The sequence below is a fragment of the Micromonospora chersina genome, assembly GCF_900091475.1.
Classification (GTDB): Bacteria; Actinomycetota; Actinomycetes; order Mycobacteriales; family Micromonosporaceae; genus Micromonospora; species Micromonospora chersina.
The window spans coordinates 3,699,108-3,722,527 of sequence record NZ_FMIB01000002.1 but is presented as its reverse complement, the minus strand read 5'-3'; the positions used below and the strand labels follow the sequence as shown (position 1 = coordinate 3,722,527).

Here is a 23,420-nt window from a genome sequence, read left to right as displayed (position 1 = left end):
GATCAGGTCCGAACTCCGCCGCGGGCTTCCCTACGATAAGGGGCCGTCGACGGTTCACCGGGACCCCGCCCGCCTCCGGCGACGCACCGCACCGGCGGATGCCCAGGATGTCCAGAAGGGACGCTCACCGATGACCCAGGTCCAGGCGCCACCCGGTCGTACGGCCACCGCCCCCGCCGTGCCGGCGGACCGACCGGTCACCCCGGCCGACAAGCGCCGGCGCGGCCGGCTCGGCCCGGTGGTCGTCGGCCAGCTCGTGGTGCTGGAGTGTGCCGCGCTCGCCGTCTGGTTCGCCACCGGCGGCCCGGCCTGGCTGCTCGGCGTCGTCGCCGTGCTGGCGCTGCTGGCCGTGGTGGCCGCCTTCGCCCGCCGCGGCGGCCGCTGGTGGTACGAGGACCTGATGCTCCGCCGCCGGCTGCGCCGCCGCCGGGGCCGGGCCCGGGGCGCCGCCCCCGCCGGTGACCCGCGGCTGGCCGCGCTCGCCCCGGAGCTGTCCGTCGTCGAGCTGACCGAGCGCGGCACCCGGCTCGGCATCGGCCAGGACGACCGGGGCTGGTTCGCCGCGGTCGCGCTGACCGGCCGGCCCGGCACGCAGGCCGGGTCGATCGAGGCGGCCGTGGTGGACCGGGCCCTCGCGGTGCTCGCCGACTTCACCGGGCCGGTCACGCAGACCCAGGTCGTCTCGCACACCCTGGTCTGGTACCCGGCGCCCGGGTCGCCCCCGGCGGCCCACCGCACGGTGTGGGTGGCGCTGCGCCTGTCGGTCGCCGACGCCCGCGCCGAGACGGTCAGCCGGGGCGGCGGCCTGCGCGGCGTGCACCGCACGGTCGCGGCCGGCATCGGCCGGCTCGGCAAGGCCCTCAACGCGGCCGGCCTCGGCCACCGGGTGCTCGGGCGGGAGGAGTTGCACGCCGCGGTGGTCTCCGGCGCCGGCCTCGACCTGGCTCCGGAGTCCCCCGTGGAGAGCTGGACCGGGCTGCGTGGCGGCGGCTGGACGCAGCGGTGCCTGGCGCTGCGGGTCCGGCCCAACGGCTCGCTGGGCGCGCTGGTGGACGCCGTGACCGCCACCTCCGCCCCGTCGCACACGGTCGCGGCGGTCGTGCTCCCCGGGGGCCGGCAGCTCCCGCCGTTGCTGCGGGTGGCGGCCATGGACGGCCACGCCGAGGCGCTCGTGAAGGTGGTCCGGGACGTGGCCCGCCGCTCCGGCGTGCCGGCCCGCCCGCTGGACGGCCAGCACGGCCCGGGCGTCTACGCCACCGCGCCGGTGGGCACCGCCATGGGCACGGTCACGGTCGAAGGTTGACGATCCAGCCGTAGAGGCCGCAGACCCAGACGGCCAGCGGCACCAGGGCGACGATCAGCAGGATCTCGACGATGTCCAGGGTGCGGCCCCAGACCGGCGAGATCCGCTTGCCCGCCACGGTGAGCCCGTAGATCAGGCTGATCACGGTCACCACCAGCAGGCCGCCCAGGATCAGCCCGAGCCGCACCGCGAGCGAGCCCGCGCCGAAGGTGGCGGCGGCGGCCAGCCCGAGGCCCACCGTGCCGGCCAGGAGCACCGGGGTGCGCTGGCCGCGGCCGAGGAACGGCCGGGCCCGCAGCAGCGCGAGGAGGGCCAGCACGAGGCAGAGCAGCACCGCCGGCAGCCGGCCATTGCCGGCGAGCACCAGCTCGCCGCCGAGCACCAGCAGCGACACCGTCCACAGCAGACCGGTGAGGAACGCGTCGGCGCGCTCGCTGTTGCGCAGCACCTGCGGCCCGTCCACCGACTCGGTGTCGCTCTTGAGGTCGTCCGGGCCGGTCGGGATCGACGGCACCGGCAGCCGGGCCAGGCGGTAGGAGATCATCGGCAGCGCCGGCAGCGCGCCGAACGCCACGGTCGCCACCACGGCCGCGGCGGCCGCCGCGCCGATGCCGAAGGCCAGGCAGAGCGCCGCGCCGAAACCGACCGCCACACCCACACCGACGGCGCCGAGGAACAGCGGCAGCCGGTCCCCGACGGCCAGCGCGGCGACCGCGCCGAACAGCACCACCGCGGTGGCCGCCAGCAGCACGTGCGGGCTGGCCAGCTCGGTGAGCCCGCGGTCACCGGCGAGCACCAGCAGGCCGCCGATCGCGGCGTAGCCGAGGCCACCCGTGGCGAGCACCGCACCGGTCCGGCTGTCGCCGACGGCCCGGGAGAGCACCGCGGCGCTGACCAGCAGCGCGATCGCGACCACCAGTGCGGCGAGCGCGCCGGGCAGCTGCGGCGGCCCGGCGAGCAGCGTGGCCGCCGCGCCGGCCGCCAGCGCCGCCCCGGCGAACAGCACCGAGAAGGCCCGCGTGGTGCCGACCTGCCAGGCGCCGGCCCGCTGGTTGGTCGCCGTGGCGACGGCGTCCACCACGTCGTCGAAGACGATCTCGGGTGCGGCGGCGGCGCGCGGGTTGAAGTAGAGCACCTCGCCGTCGCGGACGCCGAGCTGCGCTGCGGTGCGGCCGCCGTCGAGCGGCTGCCCGCCCAGCCGCGACAGGCTCCAGCCGCCGTGCCGCACGCCCTCGTCGGCGAGGTCCTCGCCGGCGTAGCGCAGCAGCGTCGGCAACAGGTCGGCCAGCGGCACGTCGGACGGCAGCGCCAGATCCATCCTGGTCCGCGGCGCCACGATGGTGATCCGGCTCAGCCCGCCGGTCGCCGTCTTCGTCGCCACAGTGGCCTCCTCGTGCTCGCCTACGATCCACCCCGGCCGTCGGCGCCGCCCCCGTGGGTCCACGGCGCCTCCGGGAGATTACCTACGATGGCGGTCGCACAGGTTGCCCACCCGACGACTCGGGTGCGTCGGCCGACCACGAGCAGGGCCGCCTCTGGGGAGGAGACAAGGTTGAGCACGGTGGTGTTCCGCCGGCTTCCGCGTCAACCGGGACCCGCGCTGCCGCGCGGTGAGGTGCTGCTGGAGTCCCCTCCCGAGCTGCCGGAGCCGCAGGCCAAGGGCATGGGTCAGGTGCTGATGATCCTGCCGATGCTCTGCGGCGTCGGCGCGATGGCCTTCCTCTACGCGGGCCGCGGCGGCGGCATGATGACGTACGTGGCCGGTGGCCTGTTCGGCGTGTCCATGTTGGGCATGGCGGTCGGCACGCTCGGCAACGGCGGCAACGACAAGGCCGAGCTGAACGCCCAGCGGCGCGACTACATGCGCTACCTGGCCCAGATGCGCAAGCGCACCCGGCGGGCCGCCGAGCAGCAGCGCGCCGCGATGACCTGGCGGCACCCGGAGCCGGACGCGCTGTGGTCGGTCGCCGCCTCGCGCCGGCTGTGGGAGCGGCGGATCACCGAGGACGACTTCGGCGAGGCCCGGATCGCGCTCGGCCCGCAGCGGCTGGCCGTGGAGATCGTGCCGCCGGAGACCAAGCCGGTGGAGGACCTGGAGCCGATGAGCGCCATCGCGCTGCGCCGGTTCGTGCGGGCCCACTCCAGCGTGCCGGACCTGCCGACCGCGCTGTCGCTGCGCGCGTTCAGCCGGGTCGCGTTGCGCGGTGACCGGGAGCCGGTGCTCGACCTGGCCCGGGCCGCGCTGGGTCAGCTCGTCACCTTCCACGCCCCGGACGACCTCCTGGTGGCCGTGGTGGCCGCGCCGGACCGGCAGCCGGTGTGGGACTGGGTGAAGTGGCTGCCGCACGCCCAGCACCCGGGGCGTACGGACGCGGCGGGCGCGCGCCGGATGGTCTTCGCCAGCCTCGCCGAGGCGGAGGCGGCGCTCGCCAACGAGCTGGGCGGCCGGCCCCGGTTCGCCCCCGAGGCGAAGCCCCTCACCACCGCGCCGCACGTGGTGGTGGTGCTCGACGGCGGCGAGGTCTCGTCGACCTGCGCGCTCATGGGACCGGGCCTGCTGGGCGCCACCGTGATCGACCTCTCCGGCGCGGTGCCCCGCGACGCCGGCCGCTGGCTGCTCTGCCTGGACGCCGGCGACGGCAGCGGGCTGGACCTGGTCCGCGGCACGACCAACTCCCGGCTGGGCCGGCCGGACCGGCTGAGCATGGCGGCCGCCGAGGGGCTGGCCCGGCAGATCGCCCCCTACCGGCTGTCGCAGCAGCAGGGCGCCAGCACCGAGGAGCCGCTGGCCCGCAGCATGGAGCTGCCGGACCTGCTCGGCGTCGGCGACGCCGCCACAGTGGACACCCAGCAGACCTGGCGGCCGCGCAGCCACCGGGACCGGCTGCGCATCCCGCTCGGCGTCGGGCCGGACGGCAACGTGGTGGAGCTGGACTTCAAGGAGTCCGCGCACGAGGGCATGGGCCCGCACGGCCTGGTCATCGGCGCGACCGGTTCGGGCAAGAGCGAACTCCTGCGTACGGTGGTCGCGGCGCTGGCCGTGACCCACTCGTCCGAGGAGCTCAACTTCGTCCTTGTCGACTTCAAGGGTGGCGCCACCTTCGCCTCGCTGGACGCGTTGCCGCACACCAGCGCGGTCATCACCAACCTCTCCGACGAGCTGCCGCTCGTCGACCGCATGCGGGACGCCCTGGCCGGTGAGATGAACCGCCGCCAGGAGGTGCTGCGGGCGGCCGGCAACTACGTCTCGCGCTACGACTACGAGAAGGCCCGGGCCGCGGGCGAGCCGCTGGAGCCGATGCCCAGCCTGCTCATCATCTGTGACGAGTTCTCCGAGCTGCTCGCCGCGAAGCCGGACTTCATCGACCTCTTCGTGATGATCGGCCGGCTCGGCCGGTCGCTCGGCGTCCACCTGCTGCTGGCCTCGCAGCGGCTGGAGGAGGGGAAACTCCGGGGACTCGACACCCACCTGTCGTACCGGATCGGTCTGCGGACCTTCTCGGCGGTGGAGAGCCGGATCGTGCTCGGCGTGCCGGACGCGTACGAGCTGCCGAGCGCGCCCGGCCACGGCTACCTCAAGACCGACACCGCCACCATGCTCCGGTTCCGCGCCGCCTACGTCTCGGGCCCGTACCGGGCACCGGGGCAGGTGCAGCGCTCGGTCCGGGCGCAGGTGCAGCGCCGGATCGTCCCGTACGGCATCGACTACGTCCCGGCGCCGGCCCTGCCGAGCCCGGCCGAGACCGCGCCCGAGCCGGAGCAGAGCGGCGACGGCAAGGCGGTGGCCATGCTGGACGTGCTGATCGACCGCCTCAAGGGGCAGGGCCGCCCGGCGCACCAGGTCTGGCTGCCGCCGCTGGCCGAGCCGTCGGGCCTCGCCGAGCTGCTGCCGCCGCTGAAGGTGCACCCGACGTTCGGCCTCACCACCGCGGACTGGCCGGGGCGGGGTCGGCTCACCGTGCCGGTGGGCATCGTCGACCGCCCGTACGAGCAGCGCCGCGACCCCATGATGGTCGACCTCTCCGGCGCCGGCGGCAACGTGGTGATCGTCGGCGCCTCGCTGAGCGGCAAGAGCACCATGCTGCGCACGATGCTGGCCGCGCTGGCGCTCACCCACACCCCGCGCGAGGTGCAGTTCTTCTGCCTCGACTTCGGCGGTGGCGCGCTGCGCAGCCTGGACGGGCTGCCGCACACCTCCGGTGTGGCCGGGCGGCGGGACGTCGAGGCGGTCCGCCGGACCGTGGCCGAGGTGGTCGCCGTCATCGACGAGCGGGAGAACCGGTTCACCCAGCACGGCATCGACTCGGTGGCCAGCTACCGGCGACGCCGGGCGGCCGGGGAGTTCGCCGACGACCCGTTCGGTGACGTCTTCCTCGTGGTCGACGGCTGGAACACGCTGCGCCAGGAGTACGAGGAGCTGGAGCAGACAATCACGAACCTGGCCAACCGCGGGCTGGGTTTCGGCGTACACGTGGTGATCACGGCCGTGCGGTGGGCGGAGATCCGGATCAACATGCGGGACCTGCTCGGCACCAAGCTGGAGCTGCGGCTCGGCGACCCGGCCGAGTCGGAGATCGACCGGCGGGCCGCGCAGAACGTGCCGGTCGGCACGCCGGGCCGCGGTCTGACCCGCGACAAGCTGCACTTCCTCACCGGGATCTCGCGGATCGACGGCAAGCGCGACATCGAGGACCTCACCGAGGCGTCGGTCGCCCTGGCCGGGCACGTGGCGGCCAACTGGCCGGGCCGCCCGGCGCCGAAGGTGCGGCTGCTGCCGCGCAAGCTGGCGGTCGGCGAGCTGGCGAAGGTGGTCGACCGCTCGGCGCCGGGCATCCCGATCGGCGTCAACGAGTCGGCGCTCGCCCCGGTCTACCTGGACCTGACGACCGAGCCGCACCTGACCGTGTTCGGCGACTCCGAGTGCGGCAAGACCAACCTGCTGCGGCTGATCGCCCGGGGCATCGCCGAGCGGTACACGCCGGCCGAGGCCCGGCTGGTCATCGCCGACTACCGGCGCGGTCTGCTGGGCGCCGTCGAGGGCGACCACCTGCTCGACTACGCGCCGTCCAACCAGGTCTTCAGCCAGGGCCTCGGCTCGATCCGCAGCGCTCTGCAGAACCGGCTGCCGGGGCCGGATGTGACCACCGCCCAGTTGCGCGACCGCAGCTGGTGGAAGGGGCCGGAGCTCTACATCCTGGTGGACGACTACGACCTGGTCGCCTCGGGCGGCAACAACCCGCTCAGCGCCCTGCACGAGCTCCTGCCGCAGGCACGGGACATCGGCCTCCACCTGATCATCACCCGGCGGGTGGGCGGCGTGGCCCGGGCCCTCTACGAGCCGGTGCTGCAACGCCTCCGCGAGCTGGACTCGCCGGGCCTGCTCATGTCCGGCAGCCGCGAGGAGGGTGCGGTCTTCGGCAACCTGCGGCCGAGCCCGCAGCCGCCGGGCCGGGGCACCCTGGTCCGCCGCCGGGACGGCCAGCAGCTGATCCAGACCGCCTGGACGGAGCCCGCGTGACGGGGCGGACGTCCCATGAACGGGTCCGGTAGCGTCGGCCCGACCGCCAGTGGTGAGGAGAGAACAGTAGTGAGCACCTCGTGGGGTTACGGCGGCGCCGGCGGCGCCGTGGAGAACCTGCTGCGCCAGGCGCAGGAGCAGCAGCGCCGGCTGGCGGAGTTCCAGCAGCAGCGCGCCGACCTGCGCGTGACCGGGGAGAGCCCGGACGGCCTGGTCCGGGTGACCGTCGACGGTGACATGAAGGTCGGCGGCATCGACATCAACGCCCGGGCCATGCGGCTGGACAGCTACACCCTGGCCGAGTCGCTCCAGGCCGCCATCGACGCGGCGTACGCCTCCTTCGCCGAACGGCAGCAGGAGCTGATGACCGACATGCTCGGTGGCTCGGACCTGGTCCGTCAGGCGCAGGCGGGCACCCTCACCCCGGAGGACTGGTTCCGCCAGTTCGGGGTGGACCTGAGCGACCCGACCCGCGGCCTGCGCCGCTGACCAGGGAGGAGACGCGGTGGCGAACAAGGTCGACGTCGACGCGATCCGCAAGGCGAGCCAGAAGCTCGACGCTCCGGACGGCCCGATCCAGTACCTGCGCAACGTGCAGGCGCTGCTGGAGAGCGTGAAGCTGCCCGACGGTGCGCTGACCCTCTTCGGCGGCGCGACAGTGCAGGCGCACAACGCCTCGGTGGACGGTCACCTGAAGAACGTCAAGACGGGCATCGAGCACCTGCACAAGGCGGCCGAGCAGCTGGAGCAGACCGCCAAGAACTGGGAGAAGTCGGACCAGCCCTGGGTGGTCAAGTGACCGGCCGGGTGGACGGGGAGGGCAGCTGATGTCGGAGATCCTGATCGCCAACGCGGCCGGCACGGTGACCGGCACGCACACGGTCGCCGCCGCGACGGCGCCGGTGCGCGGGCTGCTGCCGGCGGCCCGGGCCAACTGGATGTGGCTGGTGTTCGCCGGGGCGCTGGGCGCCGCCATCGCCTACCTGGAGACGTTCGACAACGACGAGGTCAACAAGTCCATCAAGGAGTGGGGCGACGCGGCGCGGCTGCTCGGCGGCGACCAGTTCGGCGCGGCGCTGGAGCAGGTCCCACCGTCGGACACCGAGTGGGACTTCGACGACCGGGACGCGTTCGACCTCTTCCTCCGCAAGCTCGGTGCCGAGATCAACTCGCTGGCCGAGGCGTTCAACGCCAACAAGGACACGCTGACCTCCGCCCGGGACGCCTTCAACGACGCGGTGAACGCGCTTGTCGACGCGCTCATCCCCATCCTCATCGCGGTGATCGCGTCGGTGGCCCTCCAGGCGTTCCCGCCGACCGCGCCCATCGCCGAGGCGATCGGCGTGGCCGGGATGGTGGCGAGCGCGGCGATCCTGGCACTCGTCTTCGGCGACATCAGCGCGGTGTTCTCGGCCGTCATGGCCGGCTTCCAGGGCAACGACCGGTTCGCCTTCGTGTCGGACTCCCGGCCCGGCTGGGCGGCCACGGGCCAGGACCCGGACATCAAGGACATCAAAATCGACTGGGTGCAGGACTCCAAGTTCTACCAGTGACGGGAAGGGGGGCCCCGGGGTGCTGCTGGTGCTCTTCGTGTACTTCCTGGTGACCGTGCCGGCCTTCATCGGGCTGGCGCTGGTCGCCCAGTTGTCCCGCGCCACGTGGGCGAAGCGGGCCAGCGAGGTGGTGTTGCTCACCGGTGTCGCCGCGCTGATCCCGGTGGTGCTCGACCGGGCGCTCGACAGGCCGGTGCTCTGGCTGTTCGTGGCGCTGCTGGCCGTCGTGCTGGTCTTCGGCGCGGCCATGCACCTGAGGTCGTACCGGCGGCCGTCCTGAGTGGCCGCTGGTGTCCGTGACCGTCCACCTCGTACGGTCGTGATCGCCGGACGGCGTTGTGCGCCATGGGGATGCAGGGCTGCGCGGATTGGACGTCGTCCGCTACGGTTCGGTTGAAGTGTCCGTCGGTGGGGTGTGTACGCCTTGCCGCGGGGGAGGGGCGCGGCGGATCCGCCGCCACAGAGATGACGGAAGGGTGTGAAGCATGGCGTTCGAGGTCAGTGCAGCGACTCTGCACACCGCCGCGAGTGACGTGCGGTCCACGCGCAGCGACGTCGACGGTGAGCTCAAGAAGCTGTGGAATGTCGTCGACGACCTGGCCATGGCCTGGAAGGGCGGCGCGTCCACGGGTTTCCAGAACCTGATGCTGCGTTGGAACGAGGACACGAACAAGCTGCTGACGGCGATGGACAACATCGCCGACCTGCTTGACAAGTCCGGCACGACGCACCAGGTCAACGACGAAGAGCAGCAGCAGATGCTGGACAAGTTCCACTCTGCTCTCAACCCGTGATCCGCGAAGACAGGCAGAGGAGGAATCGATGAGCATCAAGGTTGACTACGCTGTCCTCGAGAGCAGCAACCAGCAGATGCAGGCCATCTCGCGGACCATCGACGAGAAGCTGGACACGCTTCGCGCGATGCTGACCAAGCTCGAGTGGGAGGGTCAGGACCGCGCCGCCTACGAGCAGCACCAGGCTCAGTGGGACGCCGCCGTGCGGGACATCAACAAGGTCCTGAACGACATCGGCGGTGCCGTGGGCATCGCGCGCGAGAACTACATGACCACCGAGATGAGCAACTCCAAGGTCTGGGGCTGACCCGACCGAACCGCTGCGGCTCCGCTCCGGCTCACGCCGGGGTCGGGGCCGTGGTGCTTTTCCACGCCGGAATCCGGCGCGCCGGGCCGGGTCCGGCGCCGGCGCATACCCCGGCGCCGTGCGGGATCCCCGCCCCGAGCCGGGTCAGGCGTCCTGCGGCGCGGTCCGACGGCCGGGGCGCCAACCGCGCCGCCGGCCCCGGACCAGGATCGGCCGCAGCGCCAGCAGGACCCCGGCCAGCACCGCGCCGACCGCCGCCGCCCAGATCGCCACGGTGCGCTGCCAGGCCAGCGGATCGGTGTGCGGCGCCGGTGCCGGCATCGCGCCCAGCGGCGGGTCGCTGCGGGTGCCCAGCAGGCTGGTCACGGCCCGGTAGGGGTTGACCACGCCGTACCCGACCAGTGCGTTGTGCCCGTCCGGCGGGTTGTCGGCCGTGCGGGTGAGCCGGAACGCCACGTCCTTCGGGCTGATGTCCGGGTGCGCGGCCCGCACCAGCGCGGCGACCCCGGAGACGTACCCGGTGGCGAAGCTGGTGCCGCCGTTCGGCTCGGCCAGATAGCCGGCGCCCTGCGGCGCGGGGCCGACGATGTTCAGCCCGGGCGCGGCGATGTCCACATAGTCCCCGGTGACCGAGCTGCCGACGTGCCCGCCGTTCTCGTCCACCCCGGCCACCGCGATGACCCCCGGGTACGCGGCCGGGTACGCCGGCTGGTCCTGCTGGTTCTCCTGCCGGTTGCCGGCCGCGGCCACCAGGATCACGCCCTTGCCGAGGGCGTAGTCGACGGCCGCCCTGAGCGCCGGGTCGTCGAGGGTGACCAGGGACAGGTTGATCACGTCGGCGTCGTGGTCGACCGCCCACCGGATCGCCTTGCCGATCTCGGCCGGAATGGACTCGTCGAAGGCCTTCTGGTTGTCGGCGAGCACGCGGACCGGCAGGATCCGGGCCTCCGGCGCGATGCCGGTGAACGGCGCGCCGGTGCCCTCCTTCCCGGCGATGATGCCGGCGATCAGGGTGCCGTGGCCGACCAGGTCGCACTGCCCGTCGAGCTTGGCGAGCTGGTTGAAGTCCTCGCCGGTGAGCACCCGGCCGCGCAGCAGCGGGTGGGCGGGGGAGACCCCGGAGTCGATGACCGCGACGGTGATGCCCTGTCCCTTGGTGACCCGCCAGGCCGCGGCCGGGTCGAGCCGGTTCAGCGCCCACGGCGCCGCGGTGGGGGCGGGGCCGCCGGGTGGGCCGCACTTCGGGGCCGCCGCGGCGGGCGCGGGCATCGCCAGCACGCCGCCGAGGAGGGCGGCCACCGACACTCCGGAGAGGACGGATCGGATCCGGTGCCCGGTACGGACGTGCTCCGTCGTCCCGTCCGGCCGCAAGCTGTCGCGCACGCGGTGAGATTACCGTCGCCGCGCCGTCCGCGCGGTGACGGGCAGCCGTGGGAAGACGGTCAGCTCTCGGTCACCGGCTCCGCGGCGGGGTCGGTGGTGAAGAGGGCGAGCAGGGCGCCCACCTGCTGGTCGGCCTCGGCCGGGTGCCGGAAGTGCCCGCTCGGGTTGATCGTGTACTCGTTGCGGCGGCCCACCCGGGTGCGCTGGAGGTAGCCACCGGCTTCCAGGTCGGCGACGATCGCCTGGGCGGCCCGCTCGGTCACCCCCACCTCCTCGGCCACGTCCCGCAGCCGCGCCGTGGGGTTGCGCGCGATGGCCAGCAGCACGTGGCCGTGATTGGTGAGGAAGGTCCAGTTCCGGCCGCTCCCGTTCTCGCCTGGTGTCGTCGCCATGGTCGTCATGGTATGGCCCTTTCCCGCGCCTCTCGGTTCTGCCCCGGTCCGTGCGTGCGGGGCGAGGCCGGGTTCCGGGCCGCCGTCAAGGGCGGCGCAACGTATGAAACGCGTATCACGTAAATCTTGACGTACCTTGGACTGCGTGTGACGGTTGGTCCCGAGGCCGCCTCCGTCGCCGGCCGGCTGACCAGGTCTTTTTCGCCCGAGGACGAGGTGAGGATGGATGCCGCCGACCACTCCCGAACAGGCGCTCGCCGAACTCCAGGCCGGTAACCGGCGGTTCGTCACCGGTGTCCCGCGTCATCCGAACCAGGACGCCGGACACCGGGCGGCGGTCGCCGACGGGCAGCACCCGTTCGCGGTGATCGTCGGCTGCTCCGACTCCCGGCTCGCCGCCGAGATCATCTTCGACCGCGGCCTCGGTGACCTCTTCGTGGTCCGCACCGCCGGGCACACCGCCGGCCCCGAGGTGCTCGGCAGCGTCGAGTACGCGGTGACCGTGCTGGGCACCCCGCTCGTGGTGGTGCTCGGCCACGACTCGTGCGGCGCGGTCCAGGCCGCCCGCGAGGCGGTCCGCACCGGCACCTCGCCGGCCGGGCACCTCGGCGCCGTGGTGGACGCCGTCGCGCCCAGCCTGCTCCGGGCCGGCCGGGACGGCGTGGAGGACCTGGACGCCATCATCGACATCCACATCGCGCAGACCGTCGAGGCCCTGGTGGCCCGGTCCGCCGTGCTGGCCGAGCGGGTGGACGCCGGCGCGTGCACGATCGTCGGCATGGCGTACCGGCTGAGCGCCGGCGAGGCGCGCATCGTGGCCCAGATTCCGGCCACCGCGCCGGTCACGCCGGTGCCGGCCCCGGCCGCGCCCGCCGACCCGGCGCTCGCCGGCTGAACGATCCGCCGAACGTCGAGGGGCCGGCCCGCATCGCGGACCGGCCCCTCTCGGCGTACGTCGTCAGAGCAGCGACATGTGCACGTGGTCGGTGTGGTTGGAGGGTCCGCTGTAGGACTTCCAGCCGGTGGCCGGGAACCAGATCTGCCGGTTCCAGATCACGTAGTAGATGCCGAGCCGGTCGGCGTTGCGGATGAGGAAGGCGGCGACGTTGTTGCCGTACATCCGCTGGTCCTTGGTCCGCCACGGGGAGAAGCCGCTGTTCTGGAGCGACCAGTCGCAGGCGCGGCCCTTGGGGTGCTCCCACGGCCCGCCCGGGCGGTAGCAGCCCACGAAGCGGTTGAAGCCGGCCCGCTTCACCTCCTTGTACGCGTGCAGTGTGCGCGGGGTGATGCAGCCCGAGGTGGTCGGGTCGTTCTCGCTGCACGACTCCGGCTTCCAGTCGCCGTCGGCGGTCCGGCCGGGGCCGACCCGGGCGACCGGTGAGGTGGCCGAGACCAGGCCGCCGGTGAAGCCGATGCCGCCGACCAGTTGCAGCGCCTTCTCCGTCTCGGCCTTCTCGCGGGCCATCGCGTTCTTCTGCTTCTCCTGCTCGCGCACCTCGATGTCGAGCGCGATCTTGGCCTGCTCGGCGCGGTTCTTCGCGGCGTTGATGGCGGCGAGCTTCTGCGCGTTCATCAGGTTCAGCTCGTCGAGGGCGGCCGCCCGCCGGACGAACGAGTCGGGCGTGCTGCTGTCCAGCAGCATGGCCATGGCGCCCATCCGGCCGGTGCGGTAGGACTGCGCGGCCATCTGGGCCACCTGCGGGCTGAGCGCGTCGAATTCGCTCTGCGCGGCCTTCACCTCGAGGGCGAGCTGGAGCTGGCGCTTGCGCGACTTGTCCAGCTTCGCCTTGGCCTGGAGGTAGGCCCGGTTGGCGGCGTCGATGGCCTCGGTGATGAGGGGGTCGTCGTCGTCCTCGGAGTGCCCCGAGGGGGTGGGGGTGCTCGGAGCGGCCGTCGCCGGGGTCGGCCCCACCAGCACGGTGAGCGCGGCCACGACGGCCACCACGGGGGTCAGCCAGCGCCGCAGGGGTGCCGTCACAGTGTTCCCTTCCGTCGGCCGCCGACCGGGTTAGCTGACGGGTTCGGGACGGAAGTGGCCCCTACCGCTCGCGCGGATTCACCCCATGTACCTGGTTCCCCGGCTCGCCCGCGGGCGATTGGGCGGCGGCACCGCTGGCGCCGGTGCGCGCCTTCGGCGGTGACCGGCAGCGAGGTTACCCGAGAGTCCTCCCGGTGTTCTACGTCCGGAAGCCGACCAATAGCGAGAATTCGTCCTCGCCGTGCGTGACCAGGATCGCGTTTGGAATCCGTCATCACGCTGCGGAGTGTCACCATGCGGCCTCCGTGTTCCTGTCGCCGCCGGGCCACCCGCCGGCCCGCTGCCCGGGCGCCCCGCCGAGCGCCTCCAGCGCCTCGTCCCGCCCGGCCGGCGGCCGGGGCGCGGGAGGGTCGGCCGGGCCCTCGGTGGTCCCGCGCCGCCCGGCGGTGGTGACCACCGCGGCCAGTCCGGTGGTCAGCGGTACGGCGGCGATCAGGCCGAGCGTGGCCACCGCGCTGCGGACGATCTCCTGGGCCAGGAACTCGCTCGTCAGGATCTGGCTCACCGGCCGGGAGTCGGCGACGAGCAGGAGCAGCAGCGGCAGCGAGGCGCCCGCGTACGCCAGCACGATGGTGTTGACGGTGGAGGCGATGTGCGCGCGGCCCACCCGGGTGGCCGCCCGGTAGAGGTGCCGGCGGGACAGCGCCGGGTTGGCGTGGGCCAACTCGGTGACAGTGGCCGCCTGGGTGACCGTGACGTCGTCCAGCACGCCCAGCGAGCCGATGACGATGCCGGCGAGCAGCAGGCCGTGCAGGTCGACGTCGCCCTGGAACATCGACAGGGTGGTCGCGTCCTCGCTGCCGAATCCGGTGAGGTGGGTGGCGGCCGTGGCCAGGGTGCCGAGCACACCTGTCAGCACCAGGCTGCCGAGCGTGCCGAGCACGGCCACCGAGGTCTGCGCGGTGACCCCGTGCGTCAGGTAGAGCACCACGAACATGATCAGCGCGGCGCCCACGATCGCCACGAGCAGCGGCGGCTGGCCGGCGCCGATCCCGGGCAGCACGAAGCCGAGCAGGATGGCGAAACTCGCCACCAGCCCGCCGAGCGCGGCCAGCCCGCGCCACCTGCCGAACGCCACGATCGCCACGGCGAAGAGCACCGCCAGCCAGACCAGCGGCGTGCCTCGCTGGTGCTCGGCGATGTTGTAGCTCTTCACCGCCGGGTCGGCCGGGTCGATCAGCTCGACCAGGATCACCTCGTCGCCGACCTCGACCCGGGGCGCGCCCGGGCCGGAGGGCACCGGAGTCTCGACCTGCCGCCCGGCGTCCGGGCCCTGCTCGGCGGCGACGGTCACCGTCCCGCACGGCCCGGCCGAACCGCCGGGGCTCCCCTCCGGCGCCTCCGGGGTCGGCGGGCAGGGCACGGTCACCACCCGGGTCACCGTGCCGTGGTAGCGGGGCAGTGCCGGGGCGTCCGCCGCTTCCCGGTCCTGCCGGGGCCAGAGCACCAGCGCGGCCACCACGGTGATCAGGAAGAGCGGCACCACCGTGGCGACCAGGATCCGCCGTACCCCCGGTGGGGCCGACGGAGCGGGACGGGTGTGGTCGGCGCCCATGGCGTCTCTCCCAACGATTCGCAACGGGATTCGTGTCTCCGGGCCGGCCGGTTCGCCGGACCGGCCGGTGCGCCGCGGGACGGGCGCGGCCGGGTCGTCGCCCCGGAATGGTAGCCAGGCGGGTCGGAGACGCCCCGGGACACGGTGCCGCGGCGGTTCCCCCGGGGCGTACCCGAGCGGCCGGTTACCGTGGTGGCATGGCGGGCACGGCGGCGACCGGACGGTGGGTCCGGCTCCTGCTGCTCGTCTGCACGCTTGTCGGGCTGACCGCCATGCACACCCTGGGCCACGGCGCGCACTCCCCGTCCGGACAGCCGGCGGGGCATCCGGCCGGGCACTCCGCAGCGCTCGCCATGGTGGCGGACTGCGAGGGCGACCGCTGCACCGCACGCGCCCTGCCGCCGGGCGACCCGGGCGCGGATCCGTCCGGGTGGAGCGTCTGCCTGGCGGTGCTCGGCGCGTTCGCCGTCGCGCTGCTGGTCGTCGTGCTGCTGCGGACCGGGTCACGGTCCGCCGTCGCGGCGGCCGGCGGCCCGCTCCGGCACCCCGCCGGCCCGCGCGCCCCGCCGCCCCGGGCCTTCGGGCTGCGCCTGGCGACGACGTCGGTGCTGCGCAGATAGGACGCCTCGACGCGAGGGGACCGGACCACCGGTGCCCCGCGTCCGCCGTCCGCTGCGTACGTTCCGACACTCGAAAGGCACACTCGTGTTCACTCGTACCATCGCGCGCCGCGCCGCTCTGGCCGGCGCGAGCGTCACCGTCGCTCTGGCCCTGGCCGCCTGTGGCGACGATCCGACGGCCGGCCACGACATGCCGGGCGCGGCCGGCACCGCCACGCCCGCCGCGGGCGCCTCGGCCTCGTTCGACGCCGCCGACGTGATGTTCGCCCAGATGATGATCCCGCACCACCAGCAGGCCGTGGAGATGTCCGAGCTGGCGGAGACCCGGGCGGCCGACCCGGAGGTGAGGAAGCTGGCCGGGCAGATCAGGGCGGCCCAGGGGCCGGAGATCGCCACCATGCGCGGCTGGCTCGCCGCGTGGGGCCGGCCGGCGCCCTCGATGAGCGCCGGGCACGGGATGCCGGGGATGGACCACGGCATGCCCGGGATGATGTCCGAGGCCGACCTGGCGAAGCTGAGGGCGGCGTCGGGCACCGACTTCGACAGGCAGTTCCTCACCATGATGATCGCCCACCATGAGGGCGCCATCACCATGGCGAGGGAGGAGATCACCCGCGGCGCCCACCCGGACGCCACGGCGCTGGCCCGGCAGATCGTCACCGCCCAGCAGGGCGAGATCGACGCCATGAGGAAGATGCTCGACCGGCTCTGAGCCACGTGTCGGGTGCCTCGCCGGTGGCGGGGCACCCGGCCCGGTCAGCCGCGCTTCATGAGGCGGCCGACGGCGGCCATCATCTCGGTGGCCATCTCGTCGGCGCGGCCCTCGGCGGCGCCCTCGTGCATGCAGTGCCGGGCGTGCCCGTCCAGCAGGCCGAGGCCGACCTTGTCCAGCGCGGCCTGGATGGCGGAGATCTGGGTCAGCACGTCGATGCAGTAGCGGTCGTCCTCGACCATCTTCTCGATGCCGCGGACCTGGCCCTCGATGCGGCGGAGCCGCGCGAGCAGCTGGTCCTTGCTGGCGGTGTAGCCCCGGGTCGGGGTCGTCGGTGCGGTCATGACATCAAGGATAGCGTACCCCTCGGGGGTATGGTACGGTCCTGTTCGTGGCCGATACCCCCACCGGGTAACGGTACGAAAAGTGGCAGCCGTCTCCCTTCCGCTTACCCCCTGGGGGTATAGGATCGGAGGTGGCAGGAAGGGGAGATGCGCGATGGTCACCACCACGTACCAGGTGCAGGGCATGACCTGCGGGCACTGCGTCAACTCGGTCAGCACCGAGGTGAGCGCGCTGCCGGGCGTCACCGACGTCCAGGTCGACCTGGCCTCCGGCCGGGTCACCGTCACCAGTGAGAGCCCGTTGGACACGGACACCGTCCGCGCCGCCGTGGACGAGGCCGGTTACGACCTCGTCGGGGCGTGACGGGTCCGGAAGACCCGTAGAAACCGAGGTACCACGATGAACACGGCGACGAAACTGAGCGGCTTCGCCCTCGGCCTCGCGGCGGTGTTCGGCACGGCGTACGGGGTCGGTCACGCGGCCGGCCCCGTCACCCCGGCCGCCGAGACCCGCCACGACGCCACCGACGCCGGCCACGACTCCGCCGGAGCCGACCACGGTGACGGCGGCCACGGCGCCACCGCCACCGCCCACCTGCCCGGCGGGCTGCTCGTCTCCGAGCGCGGCTACACCCTCCAGCCGGTCACCGCGCCGGCTGGCGAGTTCGCCTTCCGCATCACCGGCCCCGACGGCCGGCCCGTCACCCGCTACGACGTGGCGCACGACAAGCGCATGCACCTGATCGTCGCCCGCCGCGACCTCTCCGGCTTCCGGCACGTCCACCCGGAGCTGGCCGCCGACGGCACCTGGCGGGTCGCCTCACCGCTCGCCGGTCCCGGCGTCTGGCGGGCGTTCGCCGACTTCACCCCGACCGGCGGGGAGCCGCTCACCCTCGGGGTCGACGTCACCGTCCCCGGCGCGCTGGACGCCCGGCCGCTGCCCGCGCCGGCGACCAGCACCACCGTCGACGGCTACACGGTCACCCTCACCGGCACCCCGGAGCCCGGCCGGACCAGCCAACTCACCCTGACCGTCAGCCGGGACGGCCGGCCCGTCACCGACCTCCAGCCCTACCTGGGGGCGTACGGGCACCTGGTGGCGCTGCGCCAGGGCGACCTCGCGTACCTGCACGTGCACCCGGAGGGCGCGCCCGGCGACGGGCGGACCCCGGCCGGGCCGGCGGTGACCTTCGCCGCCGAGGTGCCGTCGGCCGGCACGTACCGTCTCTACCTGGACTTCCGGCACGGCGACGCGGTGCACACCGCGGAGTTCACCGTGGTGGCCGGTGACCAGGCCGCTCCGGCGTCCGCCGCGCCGGCCCCCACGACCGCACCGACCCCGGACGCCGACCACGGCACCCCGGGGCACGGGCACAGTTGACAGAAGGTGCCGCGATGACATCGACCGCGAAGTCCCTGCCGGTCGCGCCGAACATGATCGAACTCGCGATCGGCGGCATGACGTGCGCCTCCTGCGCCGCCCGGATCGAGAAGAAGCTCAACCGGATGGACGGCGTCGAGGCCACGGTCAACTACGCCACCGAGAAGGCCAGCGTCCGGTACGCCGACGAGGTCACCCCGGACGACCTGATCGCCACCGTCGAGAAGACCGGCTACACGGCCGTCGTCCCGCCGCCGCCCCGCCAGGCGGGGGCCGAGGCGACCGCCGAGCCGGTGGACGAGCTGCACGGGCTGCGTACCCGGCTGTGGGTGTCGGTGGCGCTGACCGTGCCGGTGATCGTGCTGGCCATGGTGCCGGCCTGGCAGTTCGACTACTGGCAGTGGCTGTCGCTGACCCTGGCCGCCCCGGTGGTCGTCTACGGCGGGCTGCCGTTCCACCGGGCCGCCTGGATCAACCTGCGGCACGGCGCGGCGACCATGGACACCCTGGTCTCGCTCGGCACCTTGGCCGCGTTCGGCTGGTCGCTCTGGGCCCTCTTCCTCGGCGACGCCGGGATGCCCGGGATGACCCACCCGTTCCGGCTGGACATCACCCGCACCGACGGGGCCGGCAACATCTACCTGGAGGCCGCGGCCGGGGTGACCGTGTTCATCCTCGCCGGCCGCTACTTCGAGGCCCGGTCCAAGCGGACCGCCGGCGCCGCCCTGCGCGCCCTGCTGGAGCTGGGCGCCAAGGACGTCGCGGTGGTGCGCGGCGGGCAGGAGACCCGGATCCCGGTGGACCAGCTCGTGGTCGGGGACCGGTTCGTGGTCCGCCCGGGCGAGAAGGTCGCCACCGACGGCGTGGTGGAGGAGGGCACCTCGGCGGTCGACGCCAGCATGCTGACCGGCGAGTCCGTGCCGGTCGAGGTGGGGCCGGGCGACACCGTGGTCGGCGCCACCGTGAACGCCGGCGGCCGGCTGGTCGTCCGGGCCACCCGGGTTGGCGGGGACACCCAGCTCGCCCAGATGGCGAAGCTGGTGGAGCAGGCGCAGACCGGCAAGGCGGCCGTGCAGCGGCTCGCCGACCGGATCTCCGGGGTCTTCGTGCCGATCGTGATCGCGCTGGCCGCCGGCACGCTGGGCTGGTGGCTCGGCACCGGCTCCGGGACGACCGCCGCGTTCACCGCCGCGGTGGCGGTGCTGATCATCGCCTGCCCCTGCGCGCTGGGGCTCGCCACGCCGACGGCGCTGCTGGTCGGCACCGGGCGGGGTGCCCAGCTCGGCATCCTGATCAAGGGGCCGGAGGTGCTGGAGTCCACCCGCCAGGTCGACACCGTGGTGCTGGACAAGACCGGCACCGTGACCACCGGGAAGATGACCCTTGTCGACGTGCTGCCCGCCGAGGGCGAGGACGCCGCCGAACTTCTCCGGCTGGCCGGCGCGCTGGAGGCCGCCTCCGAGCACCCGATCGCCCGGGCCGTCGCCGACGGCGCCGCCGAGGCGGGACCGCTGCCCGCCGTCACCGGCTTCGCCAACGCCGAGGGCCTCGGCGTGACCGGCGCGGTGGACGGCCGCGAGGTGGTGGTCGGGCGGCTCCGGCTGCTGCGCGGGCGCGGTCTCGACGTACCCGAGGAGGTCGCGCGGGCGGCGACCGGCGCGGAGGCCGCCGGCCGGACGGCGGTCCTGGCCGGCTGGGACGGGCGGGCCCGTGGCGTCCTCGCCGTGGCCGACGTGGTGAAGCCGACCAGCCGGGAGGCGGTCGCCCGGCTGCGCGAGCTGGGGCTGGCCCCGGTGCTGCTCACCGGCGACAACGCCACCGTGGCGAAGGCGGTGGCCGCCGAGGTCGGCATCGACGAGGTGATCGCCGAGGTGCTGCCGGCCGACAAGGTGGACGTGGTCGAGCGGCTCCAGGGCGAGGGGCGGACCGTGGCCATGGTCGGCGACGGGATCAACGACGCCGCCGCGCTGGCCCGGGCCGACCTGGGGCTGGCCATGGGCACGGGCACCGACGTGGCCATCGAAGCGTCCGACCTGACCCTGGTCCGGGGCGACCTCATGGCCGCCGTGGACGCCATCCGGCTCTCCCGGCGGACCCTCGCGATCATCAAGGGCAACCTGTTCTGGGCCTTCGCCTACAACCTGGCCGCCCTGCCGCTGGCCGCCGCCGGCCTGCTCAACCCGATGATCGCGGGCGCCGCGATGGCCTTCTCGTCGGTTTTCGTGGTGGCCAACAGCCTCCGGCTGCGCGGCTTCCGCCCGGTCGGCTGACCAGCCGCGTGCCGCCGGTCCCGGACTCCGGGTCCGGCGGCACGTCGGTTCACCCGGTGTGATGAAGGTGCGGTTGAGCGGGTGGCGGCCGGGGTACCTCCACTTCGTCAGGAACTGCTGAGTGGAGGTTCCCATGGGTATCGACGACAAGATCGACAACGCGACCGAGAACACCGCCGGCAAGGTCAAGGAGGGCGTCGGCCGGGCCACCGACGACGAGCGCCTCGAGGCCGAGGGCCGCAACGACCAGGCCGCCGCCAACCTGAAGCAGGCCGGCGAGAAGATCAAGGACGCCTTCAAGAGCTGAGCACGCCGTACGCTCCGCCGGGCCGGCAGCCCTGCCGGCCCGGCGTGCTGCGCGCGGGGGTGGCCCGGCCGCCGCGCGTCGTCACCGCCCGCTCCGGCCGGACCGACGGCCGCCCACCACACGGGAGAACGATGTCCGGTACCACCGCGATCCGCGCCGCCGCCCTCGTGACGATGACCGCGCTCGCCGCGGCCTGCCAGTCCACCGAGGAGCCGGCCGCCGAGCCGACCGCGGCGCCCAGCGCCACCGCCGTGCCCAGCGCCACCGCCCCTCCCGCGGCCACCGCCACGCCGTCACCGGTCACCGCCGCGAACACCGCCGCCGTCTGCGCCGCGGTCGACAAGCTGATCATCGCGAAGAGCAAGGAGATCGCCGCCGACTCCGCGGCCGCGACCCGCCGCCAGCTCACCCCCGAGCAGATCAACGACCAGGTCAAGGCCGACCTGGCCGACCTGGCCGACGACGTACGCGGGCAGGCCGCCCGGGCCGAGGACCCGGAGATCAAGGCGCTGGTCGGCGACGCCGCCCGGCGGATCGAGGCCGGGGCGAACTCGTCGGCCCCGGTGAAGTGGCTCGGCTCCAGCTTCGTCGAGATCCCGCAGCGGCTCACCCGGGAGTGCCGCGCCTGACAGTCCACAGTGACTCACCAGGGGTCACATTCGTGGCGGCCAGTTCGTAGGATGCGAAGCGACCTCGACCCGGAGGAGCTACGCCCATGGCCCAGCCCGTCGATCCGTCCGGCCTCGGCCGCGTGCTGTCCGAGACCATGTCCGCGCTGGGGCGGTTCACCGCCGGCGCCGACGGCGAGGCGCCCGCTCCGCCGGAGGGCGTCGGCGAGGCGGCCGACGGCCTGGTCCGGGTGACGGCCGGTCCGCCCGGGCGGGTCACCGCGCTGACCCTCGACCCCCGGGTGATGCGGCTGCCGAGCGAATCCCTGGCCGAGGAGATCAGCACGGCGGTCAACGCGGCCCTCGCCGACCTCCAGGAGAAGGCGACCGCCGCCGTTCCCGGCCAGGTCGACCTCAGCTCCCTCGGCGAGCAACTGCGCCGGATCCAGGAGGACGCCGGCCGGCAGCTCACCACCTTCACTGACGCGCTGGTCCAGGCCCAGGACCGGCTGTCCGGCCAGGGCGGCCGGTGATGGCCATCGAGGTCGACCCGGACGGGCTGGGCGGCTCCGGCCGCGCCCTGGGCGACGTGGCCGTCCGGTTCAGCGAGGCCATGACGGCATTCCAGGCCGAGTTGGCCGCCTTCGGCCGGCCCTGGGGCTCCGACGACATCGGATCTCTGATCGGCGCCGCTCACGACGAGGTCTCCGCGTTCGCCTTCGAATGCTTCGACACCGCCCTGGAGGAGATCGCCGCCGCCGGCACCGACCTCACCGACATGGCCGTTCGCTACGCCGGGATCGAGGCCGCCATCAAGCAGGGCTTCGACGGGCTGCGACAGGCGCTGGGAGGCTGACGGTGGGCCTCGAACTGCCCGGCGAACTGCGCTCGCTGCTCGGCATCCTCGGCTACACGTGGCCGGAGGCCGACGAGGTCAAGCTCTTCGAGATGGGCAACGCCTGGATCCGTTTCTCCGGCACCCTGTCCGGCGTCGTGGCCGAGGCGAACACCGGGGCCGCCACCGTCTGGTCCAGTCACTCGGGCCAGGACATCACCGCCTTCCAGTCCTGGTGGAACCGGGAGGACAGCCCCGCCGACAGCCTGCGCGACGGGGTGACGGCCGCGGTGCTCACCGGCACCGGGCTGATCATCTGCGGCGCGATCGTGCTCGCCCTGAAGATCGCCGTGATCGTGCAACTCGTCGTCCTGGCCATCCAGATCGCCCAGGCGGTCGCGACGGCGGCGGTCACCTTCGGGGCCTCGCTCCTGGAGATCCCGATCTTCCAGCAGCTGGCCCGGACCATCGTCGGCAACCTCGTCCAAGAGGTCATCTGGAAACTGATCGACGGGTGACCGGCTGATGGCCAAGGGATCGGGGAAGGCCGGCGGCCGCCTGATGCGCGCCGCGCTTCAGTATTTGAGGCGCGCCAACAAGCGCAACCGTCCGGGCCGTATGACGGCCCACTCACGCGACCACGTGTTTCTCGGTCACGAGCGCCCCGGCATGGCAACCGGCTCCGGCTACCACTACCGACCCGGCGGGCAGGACTTCCCGGGTCGCAGGCTCAAGCCCGGCACCATACAGCGGGATCCCCGGACCCGGGCCTACACCGCCCAACCGGAGTACTTCGACCCGACCGTCAACCCGCCGGCCGGCACCTGGAAGCCGAAGGGCGGTAACCAGGGAGTGAGCTCCTTCTTCCCGGACCACTGGACCCCGGCGGAGGTGGACGCGGCCATCAGTGGCGCGTTCCGTAACGCACAACGTCTGCCCAACGGCACGTGGCGCGGCACGTACCGCAATCTGACGATCGAGGGCTACTACCATCCGCAAACAGGCGCACTGAAGCACGGCTGGCCTGTCGTGTGACAACCCGGAGGTAATCCGTGAGTTCGATGACGTTCTCGATCGACCAGTTCAAGCTGCCGCTGTACCAGGTGGACGACGAACGTTACGAGGCGCTGGGAGTGTGGCTGACCACCGACATCTCCATCTACTTCCGCGTCTGCCTGGACGCGCTGGCGATGATCGACGATGTTTCCCACGGTCGGCAGCCGTTCGAGGAGTGGAGCAGCGACAAGTTCGATGTCCACTTCACGCCCGAACGGGTGTCGCTCCAGAACCAGTGGTTGGAGTTTCAGCACGGCGAGTACCCAGTCCCGGAGATCCGTGAGGTGCTGGAGCGGTACTGGCGCTTTCTGGTGAGCATGCCGGAGCGAACCCATCTGATCCGGGAGTATCACCCGGACCTGCCCCAGTGGCAGGCCGACCTGCTGCTCTGGGAGGAAACGTGGAAGCGCCCGCACCCCTATCGGGGGCGGTTGTTCTGAGCGT

General features: G+C 73.4%; 27 protein-coding genes and 1 riboswitch. Of the genes, 21 read left to right on the top strand and 6 right to left on the bottom strand.

Going from position 1 to position 23,420, the window contains the following annotated elements; all coding sequences use genetic code 11:
• Positions 1–130: 130 nt before the first annotated feature.
• On the top strand, positions 131–1,303 hold the full coding sequence (locus tag GA0070603_RS17160) for a type VII secretion protein EccE (protein WP_091314850.1): 1,173 nt from the start codon (positions 131–133) through the stop codon (positions 1,301–1,303).
• Here the strand turns inward: GA0070603_RS17160 and eccD are convergent.
• The gene (eccD, locus tag GA0070603_RS17155; protein ID WP_091314846.1) at positions 1,287–2,684 is read right to left on the bottom strand and encodes a type VII secretion integral membrane protein EccD; all 1,398 of its coding nucleotides are present in this window, start codon (positions 2,682–2,684) and stop codon (positions 1,287–1,289) included. The two genes, GA0070603_RS17160 and eccD, sit on opposite strands and share 17 nt — an antisense overlap.
• Positions 2,685–2,855: 171 nt before the next feature.
• On the opposite strand from eccD, the gene eccCa reads away from it, so the two are divergent.
• The 7 genes from eccCa (at position 2,856) to GA0070603_RS17120 (ending at position 9,475) form a co-directional block, all read left to right on the top strand.
• Entirely contained in the window at positions 2,856–6,821 is a 3,966-nt protein-coding gene (gene eccCa / locus GA0070603_RS17150) for a type VII secretion protein EccCa (protein ID WP_091314842.1), read from the top strand.
• A gap of 69 nt (positions 6,822–6,890) precedes the next feature.
• On the top strand, positions 6,891–7,310 hold the full coding sequence (locus GA0070603_RS17145; protein ID WP_091314839.1) for a YbaB/EbfC family nucleoid-associated protein: 420 nt from the start codon (positions 6,891–6,893) through the stop codon (positions 7,308–7,310).
• A gap of 16 nt (positions 7,311–7,326) precedes the next feature.
• Positions 7,327–7,620: a hypothetical protein gene (locus GA0070603_RS17140; protein ID WP_091314836.1), complete on the top strand. Its 294-nt coding sequence runs from the start codon at positions 7,327–7,329 to the stop codon at positions 7,618–7,620.
• 28 nt (positions 7,621–7,648) lie between these two features.
• Positions 7,649–8,374, top strand: a complete 726-nt coding sequence (locus tag GA0070603_RS17135) for a hypothetical protein (protein ID WP_189193165.1) — start codon at positions 7,649–7,651, stop codon at positions 8,372–8,374.
• A gap of 28 nt (positions 8,375–8,402) precedes the next feature.
• Positions 8,403–8,654: a hypothetical protein gene (locus GA0070603_RS17130; RefSeq protein ID WP_139131887.1), complete on the top strand. Its 252-nt coding sequence runs from the start codon at positions 8,403–8,405 to the stop codon at positions 8,652–8,654.
• Positions 8,655–8,859: 205 nt separating this feature from the next.
• A complete protein-coding gene (locus GA0070603_RS17125; protein ID WP_091314826.1) occupies positions 8,860–9,168 on the top strand; it encodes a WXG100 family type VII secretion target in 309 nt (102 codons plus the stop codon).
• Between the two features lie 28 nt (positions 9,169–9,196).
• Positions 9,197–9,475 (top strand): WXG100 family type VII secretion target, encoded by a 279-nt coding sequence (locus GA0070603_RS17120; protein WP_091314823.1) that lies wholly within the window; start codon positions 9,197–9,199, stop codon positions 9,473–9,475.
• A gap of 144 nt (positions 9,476–9,619) precedes the next feature.
• On the opposite strand, the gene mycP is transcribed toward GA0070603_RS17120, so the two are convergent.
• Positions 9,620–10,858 (bottom strand): type VII secretion-associated serine protease mycosin, encoded by a 1,239-nt coding sequence (mycP, locus tag GA0070603_RS17115; protein WP_244282546.1) that lies wholly within the window; start codon positions 10,856–10,858, stop codon positions 9,620–9,622.
• A gap of 59 nt (positions 10,859–10,917) precedes the next feature.
• Positions 10,918–11,259, bottom strand: a complete 342-nt coding sequence (locus GA0070603_RS17110) for a helix-turn-helix transcriptional regulator (protein ID WP_091314819.1) — start codon at positions 11,257–11,259, stop codon at positions 10,918–10,920.
• 217 nt (positions 11,260–11,476) lie between these two features.
• Here GA0070603_RS17110 and GA0070603_RS17105 point away from each other — a divergent pair, with 217 nt between their 5' ends.
• On the top strand, positions 11,477–12,145 hold the full coding sequence (locus tag GA0070603_RS17105) for a carbonic anhydrase (protein ID WP_091314816.1): 669 nt from the start codon (positions 11,477–11,479) through the stop codon (positions 12,143–12,145).
• A 63-nt stretch (positions 12,146–12,208) separates the two neighbouring features.
• Here the strand turns inward: GA0070603_RS17105 and GA0070603_RS17100 are convergent, their stop codons facing one another.
• Both GA0070603_RS17100 and GA0070603_RS17095 read right to left on the bottom strand, forming a co-directional pair.
• Positions 12,209–13,228 carry a coiled-coil domain-containing protein gene (locus GA0070603_RS17100; protein WP_091314812.1) on the bottom strand — a complete coding sequence of 340 codons (1,020 nt, stop codon included), beginning with the start codon at positions 13,226–13,228 and terminating at the stop codon, positions 12,209–12,211.
• Between the two features lie 4 nt (positions 13,229–13,232).
• A riboswitch (cyclic di-AMP (ydaO/yuaA leader) is annotated at positions 13,233–13,363 on the bottom strand.
• Positions 13,364–13,517: 154 nt separating this feature from the next.
• The gene (locus GA0070603_RS17095; RefSeq protein WP_091314808.1) at positions 13,518–14,843 is read right to left on the bottom strand and encodes a YibE/F family protein; all 1,326 of its coding nucleotides are present in this window, start codon (positions 14,841–14,843) and stop codon (positions 13,518–13,520) included.
• A 197-nt stretch (positions 14,844–15,040) separates the two neighbouring features.
• Between GA0070603_RS17095 and GA0070603_RS17090 the strand changes: the two genes are divergently transcribed.
• A complete protein-coding gene (locus tag GA0070603_RS17090) occupies positions 15,041–15,463 on the top strand; it encodes a DUF6153 family protein (RefSeq protein WP_091314804.1) in 423 nt (140 codons plus the stop codon).
• Positions 15,464–15,548: 85 nt separating this feature from the next.
• Complete coding sequence (locus tag GA0070603_RS17085; protein ID WP_091314801.1) at positions 15,549–16,175, top strand: DUF305 domain-containing protein; 627 nt, start codon at positions 15,549–15,551, stop codon at positions 16,173–16,175.
• 44 nt (positions 16,176–16,219) lie between these two features.
• On the opposite strand, the gene GA0070603_RS17080 is transcribed toward GA0070603_RS17085, so the two are convergent.
• Positions 16,220–16,519 (bottom strand): metal-sensitive transcriptional regulator, encoded by a 300-nt coding sequence (locus GA0070603_RS17080; RefSeq protein ID WP_046568942.1) that lies wholly within the window; start codon positions 16,517–16,519, stop codon positions 16,220–16,222.
• Between the two features lie 154 nt (positions 16,520–16,673).
• On the opposite strand from GA0070603_RS17080, the gene GA0070603_RS17075 reads away from it, so the two are divergent.
• The 10 genes from GA0070603_RS17075 (at position 16,674) to GA0070603_RS17030 (ending at position 23,416) form a co-directional block, all read left to right on the top strand.
• Complete coding sequence (locus tag GA0070603_RS17075; protein WP_091314797.1) at positions 16,674–16,883, top strand: heavy-metal-associated domain-containing protein; 210 nt, start codon at positions 16,674–16,676, stop codon at positions 16,881–16,883.
• A 36-nt stretch (positions 16,884–16,919) separates the two neighbouring features.
• The gene (locus GA0070603_RS17070) at positions 16,920–17,900 is read left to right on the top strand and encodes a DUF8832 domain-containing protein (protein WP_091314794.1); all 981 of its coding nucleotides are present in this window, start codon (positions 16,920–16,922) and stop codon (positions 17,898–17,900) included.
• 14 nt (positions 17,901–17,914) lie between these two features.
• The gene (locus GA0070603_RS17065) at positions 17,915–20,170 is read left to right on the top strand and encodes a heavy metal translocating P-type ATPase (protein ID WP_091314790.1); all 2,256 of its coding nucleotides are present in this window, start codon (positions 17,915–17,917) and stop codon (positions 20,168–20,170) included.
• Positions 20,171–20,303: 133 nt separating this feature from the next.
• Positions 20,304–20,477 carry a CsbD family protein gene (locus GA0070603_RS17060; protein ID WP_091260889.1) on the top strand — a complete coding sequence of 58 codons (174 nt, stop codon included), beginning with the start codon at positions 20,304–20,306 and terminating at the stop codon, positions 20,475–20,477.
• 131 nt (positions 20,478–20,608) lie between these two features.
• A complete protein-coding gene (locus GA0070603_RS17055) occupies positions 20,609–21,106 on the top strand; it encodes a hypothetical protein (RefSeq protein ID WP_091314786.1) in 498 nt (165 codons plus the stop codon).
• A gap of 86 nt (positions 21,107–21,192) precedes the next feature.
• The gene (locus tag GA0070603_RS17050; protein WP_091314783.1) at positions 21,193–21,618 is read left to right on the top strand and encodes a YbaB/EbfC family nucleoid-associated protein; all 426 of its coding nucleotides are present in this window, start codon (positions 21,193–21,195) and stop codon (positions 21,616–21,618) included.
• Complete coding sequence (locus GA0070603_RS17045) at positions 21,618–21,941, top strand: hypothetical protein (RefSeq protein WP_091314778.1); 324 nt, start codon at positions 21,618–21,620, stop codon at positions 21,939–21,941. The genes GA0070603_RS17050 and GA0070603_RS17045 overlap by 1 nt, the downstream gene beginning before the upstream one ends.
• 2 nt (positions 21,942–21,943) lie before the next feature.
• A complete protein-coding gene (locus GA0070603_RS17040) occupies positions 21,944–22,438 on the top strand; it encodes a WXG100-like domain-containing protein (RefSeq protein WP_091314775.1) in 495 nt (164 codons plus the stop codon).
• A 7-nt stretch (positions 22,439–22,445) separates the two neighbouring features.
• Positions 22,446–22,955, top strand: coding sequence for an EndoU domain-containing protein (locus GA0070603_RS17035; protein WP_244282545.1), 510 nt, complete (start codon positions 22,446–22,448; stop codon positions 22,953–22,955).
• Positions 22,956–22,981: 26 nt separating this feature from the next.
• Positions 22,982–23,416 carry a hypothetical protein gene (locus tag GA0070603_RS17030; protein ID WP_244282720.1) on the top strand — a complete coding sequence of 145 codons (435 nt, stop codon included), beginning with the start codon at positions 22,982–22,984 and terminating at the stop codon, positions 23,414–23,416.
• Positions 23,417–23,420 lie beyond the last annotated feature (4 nt).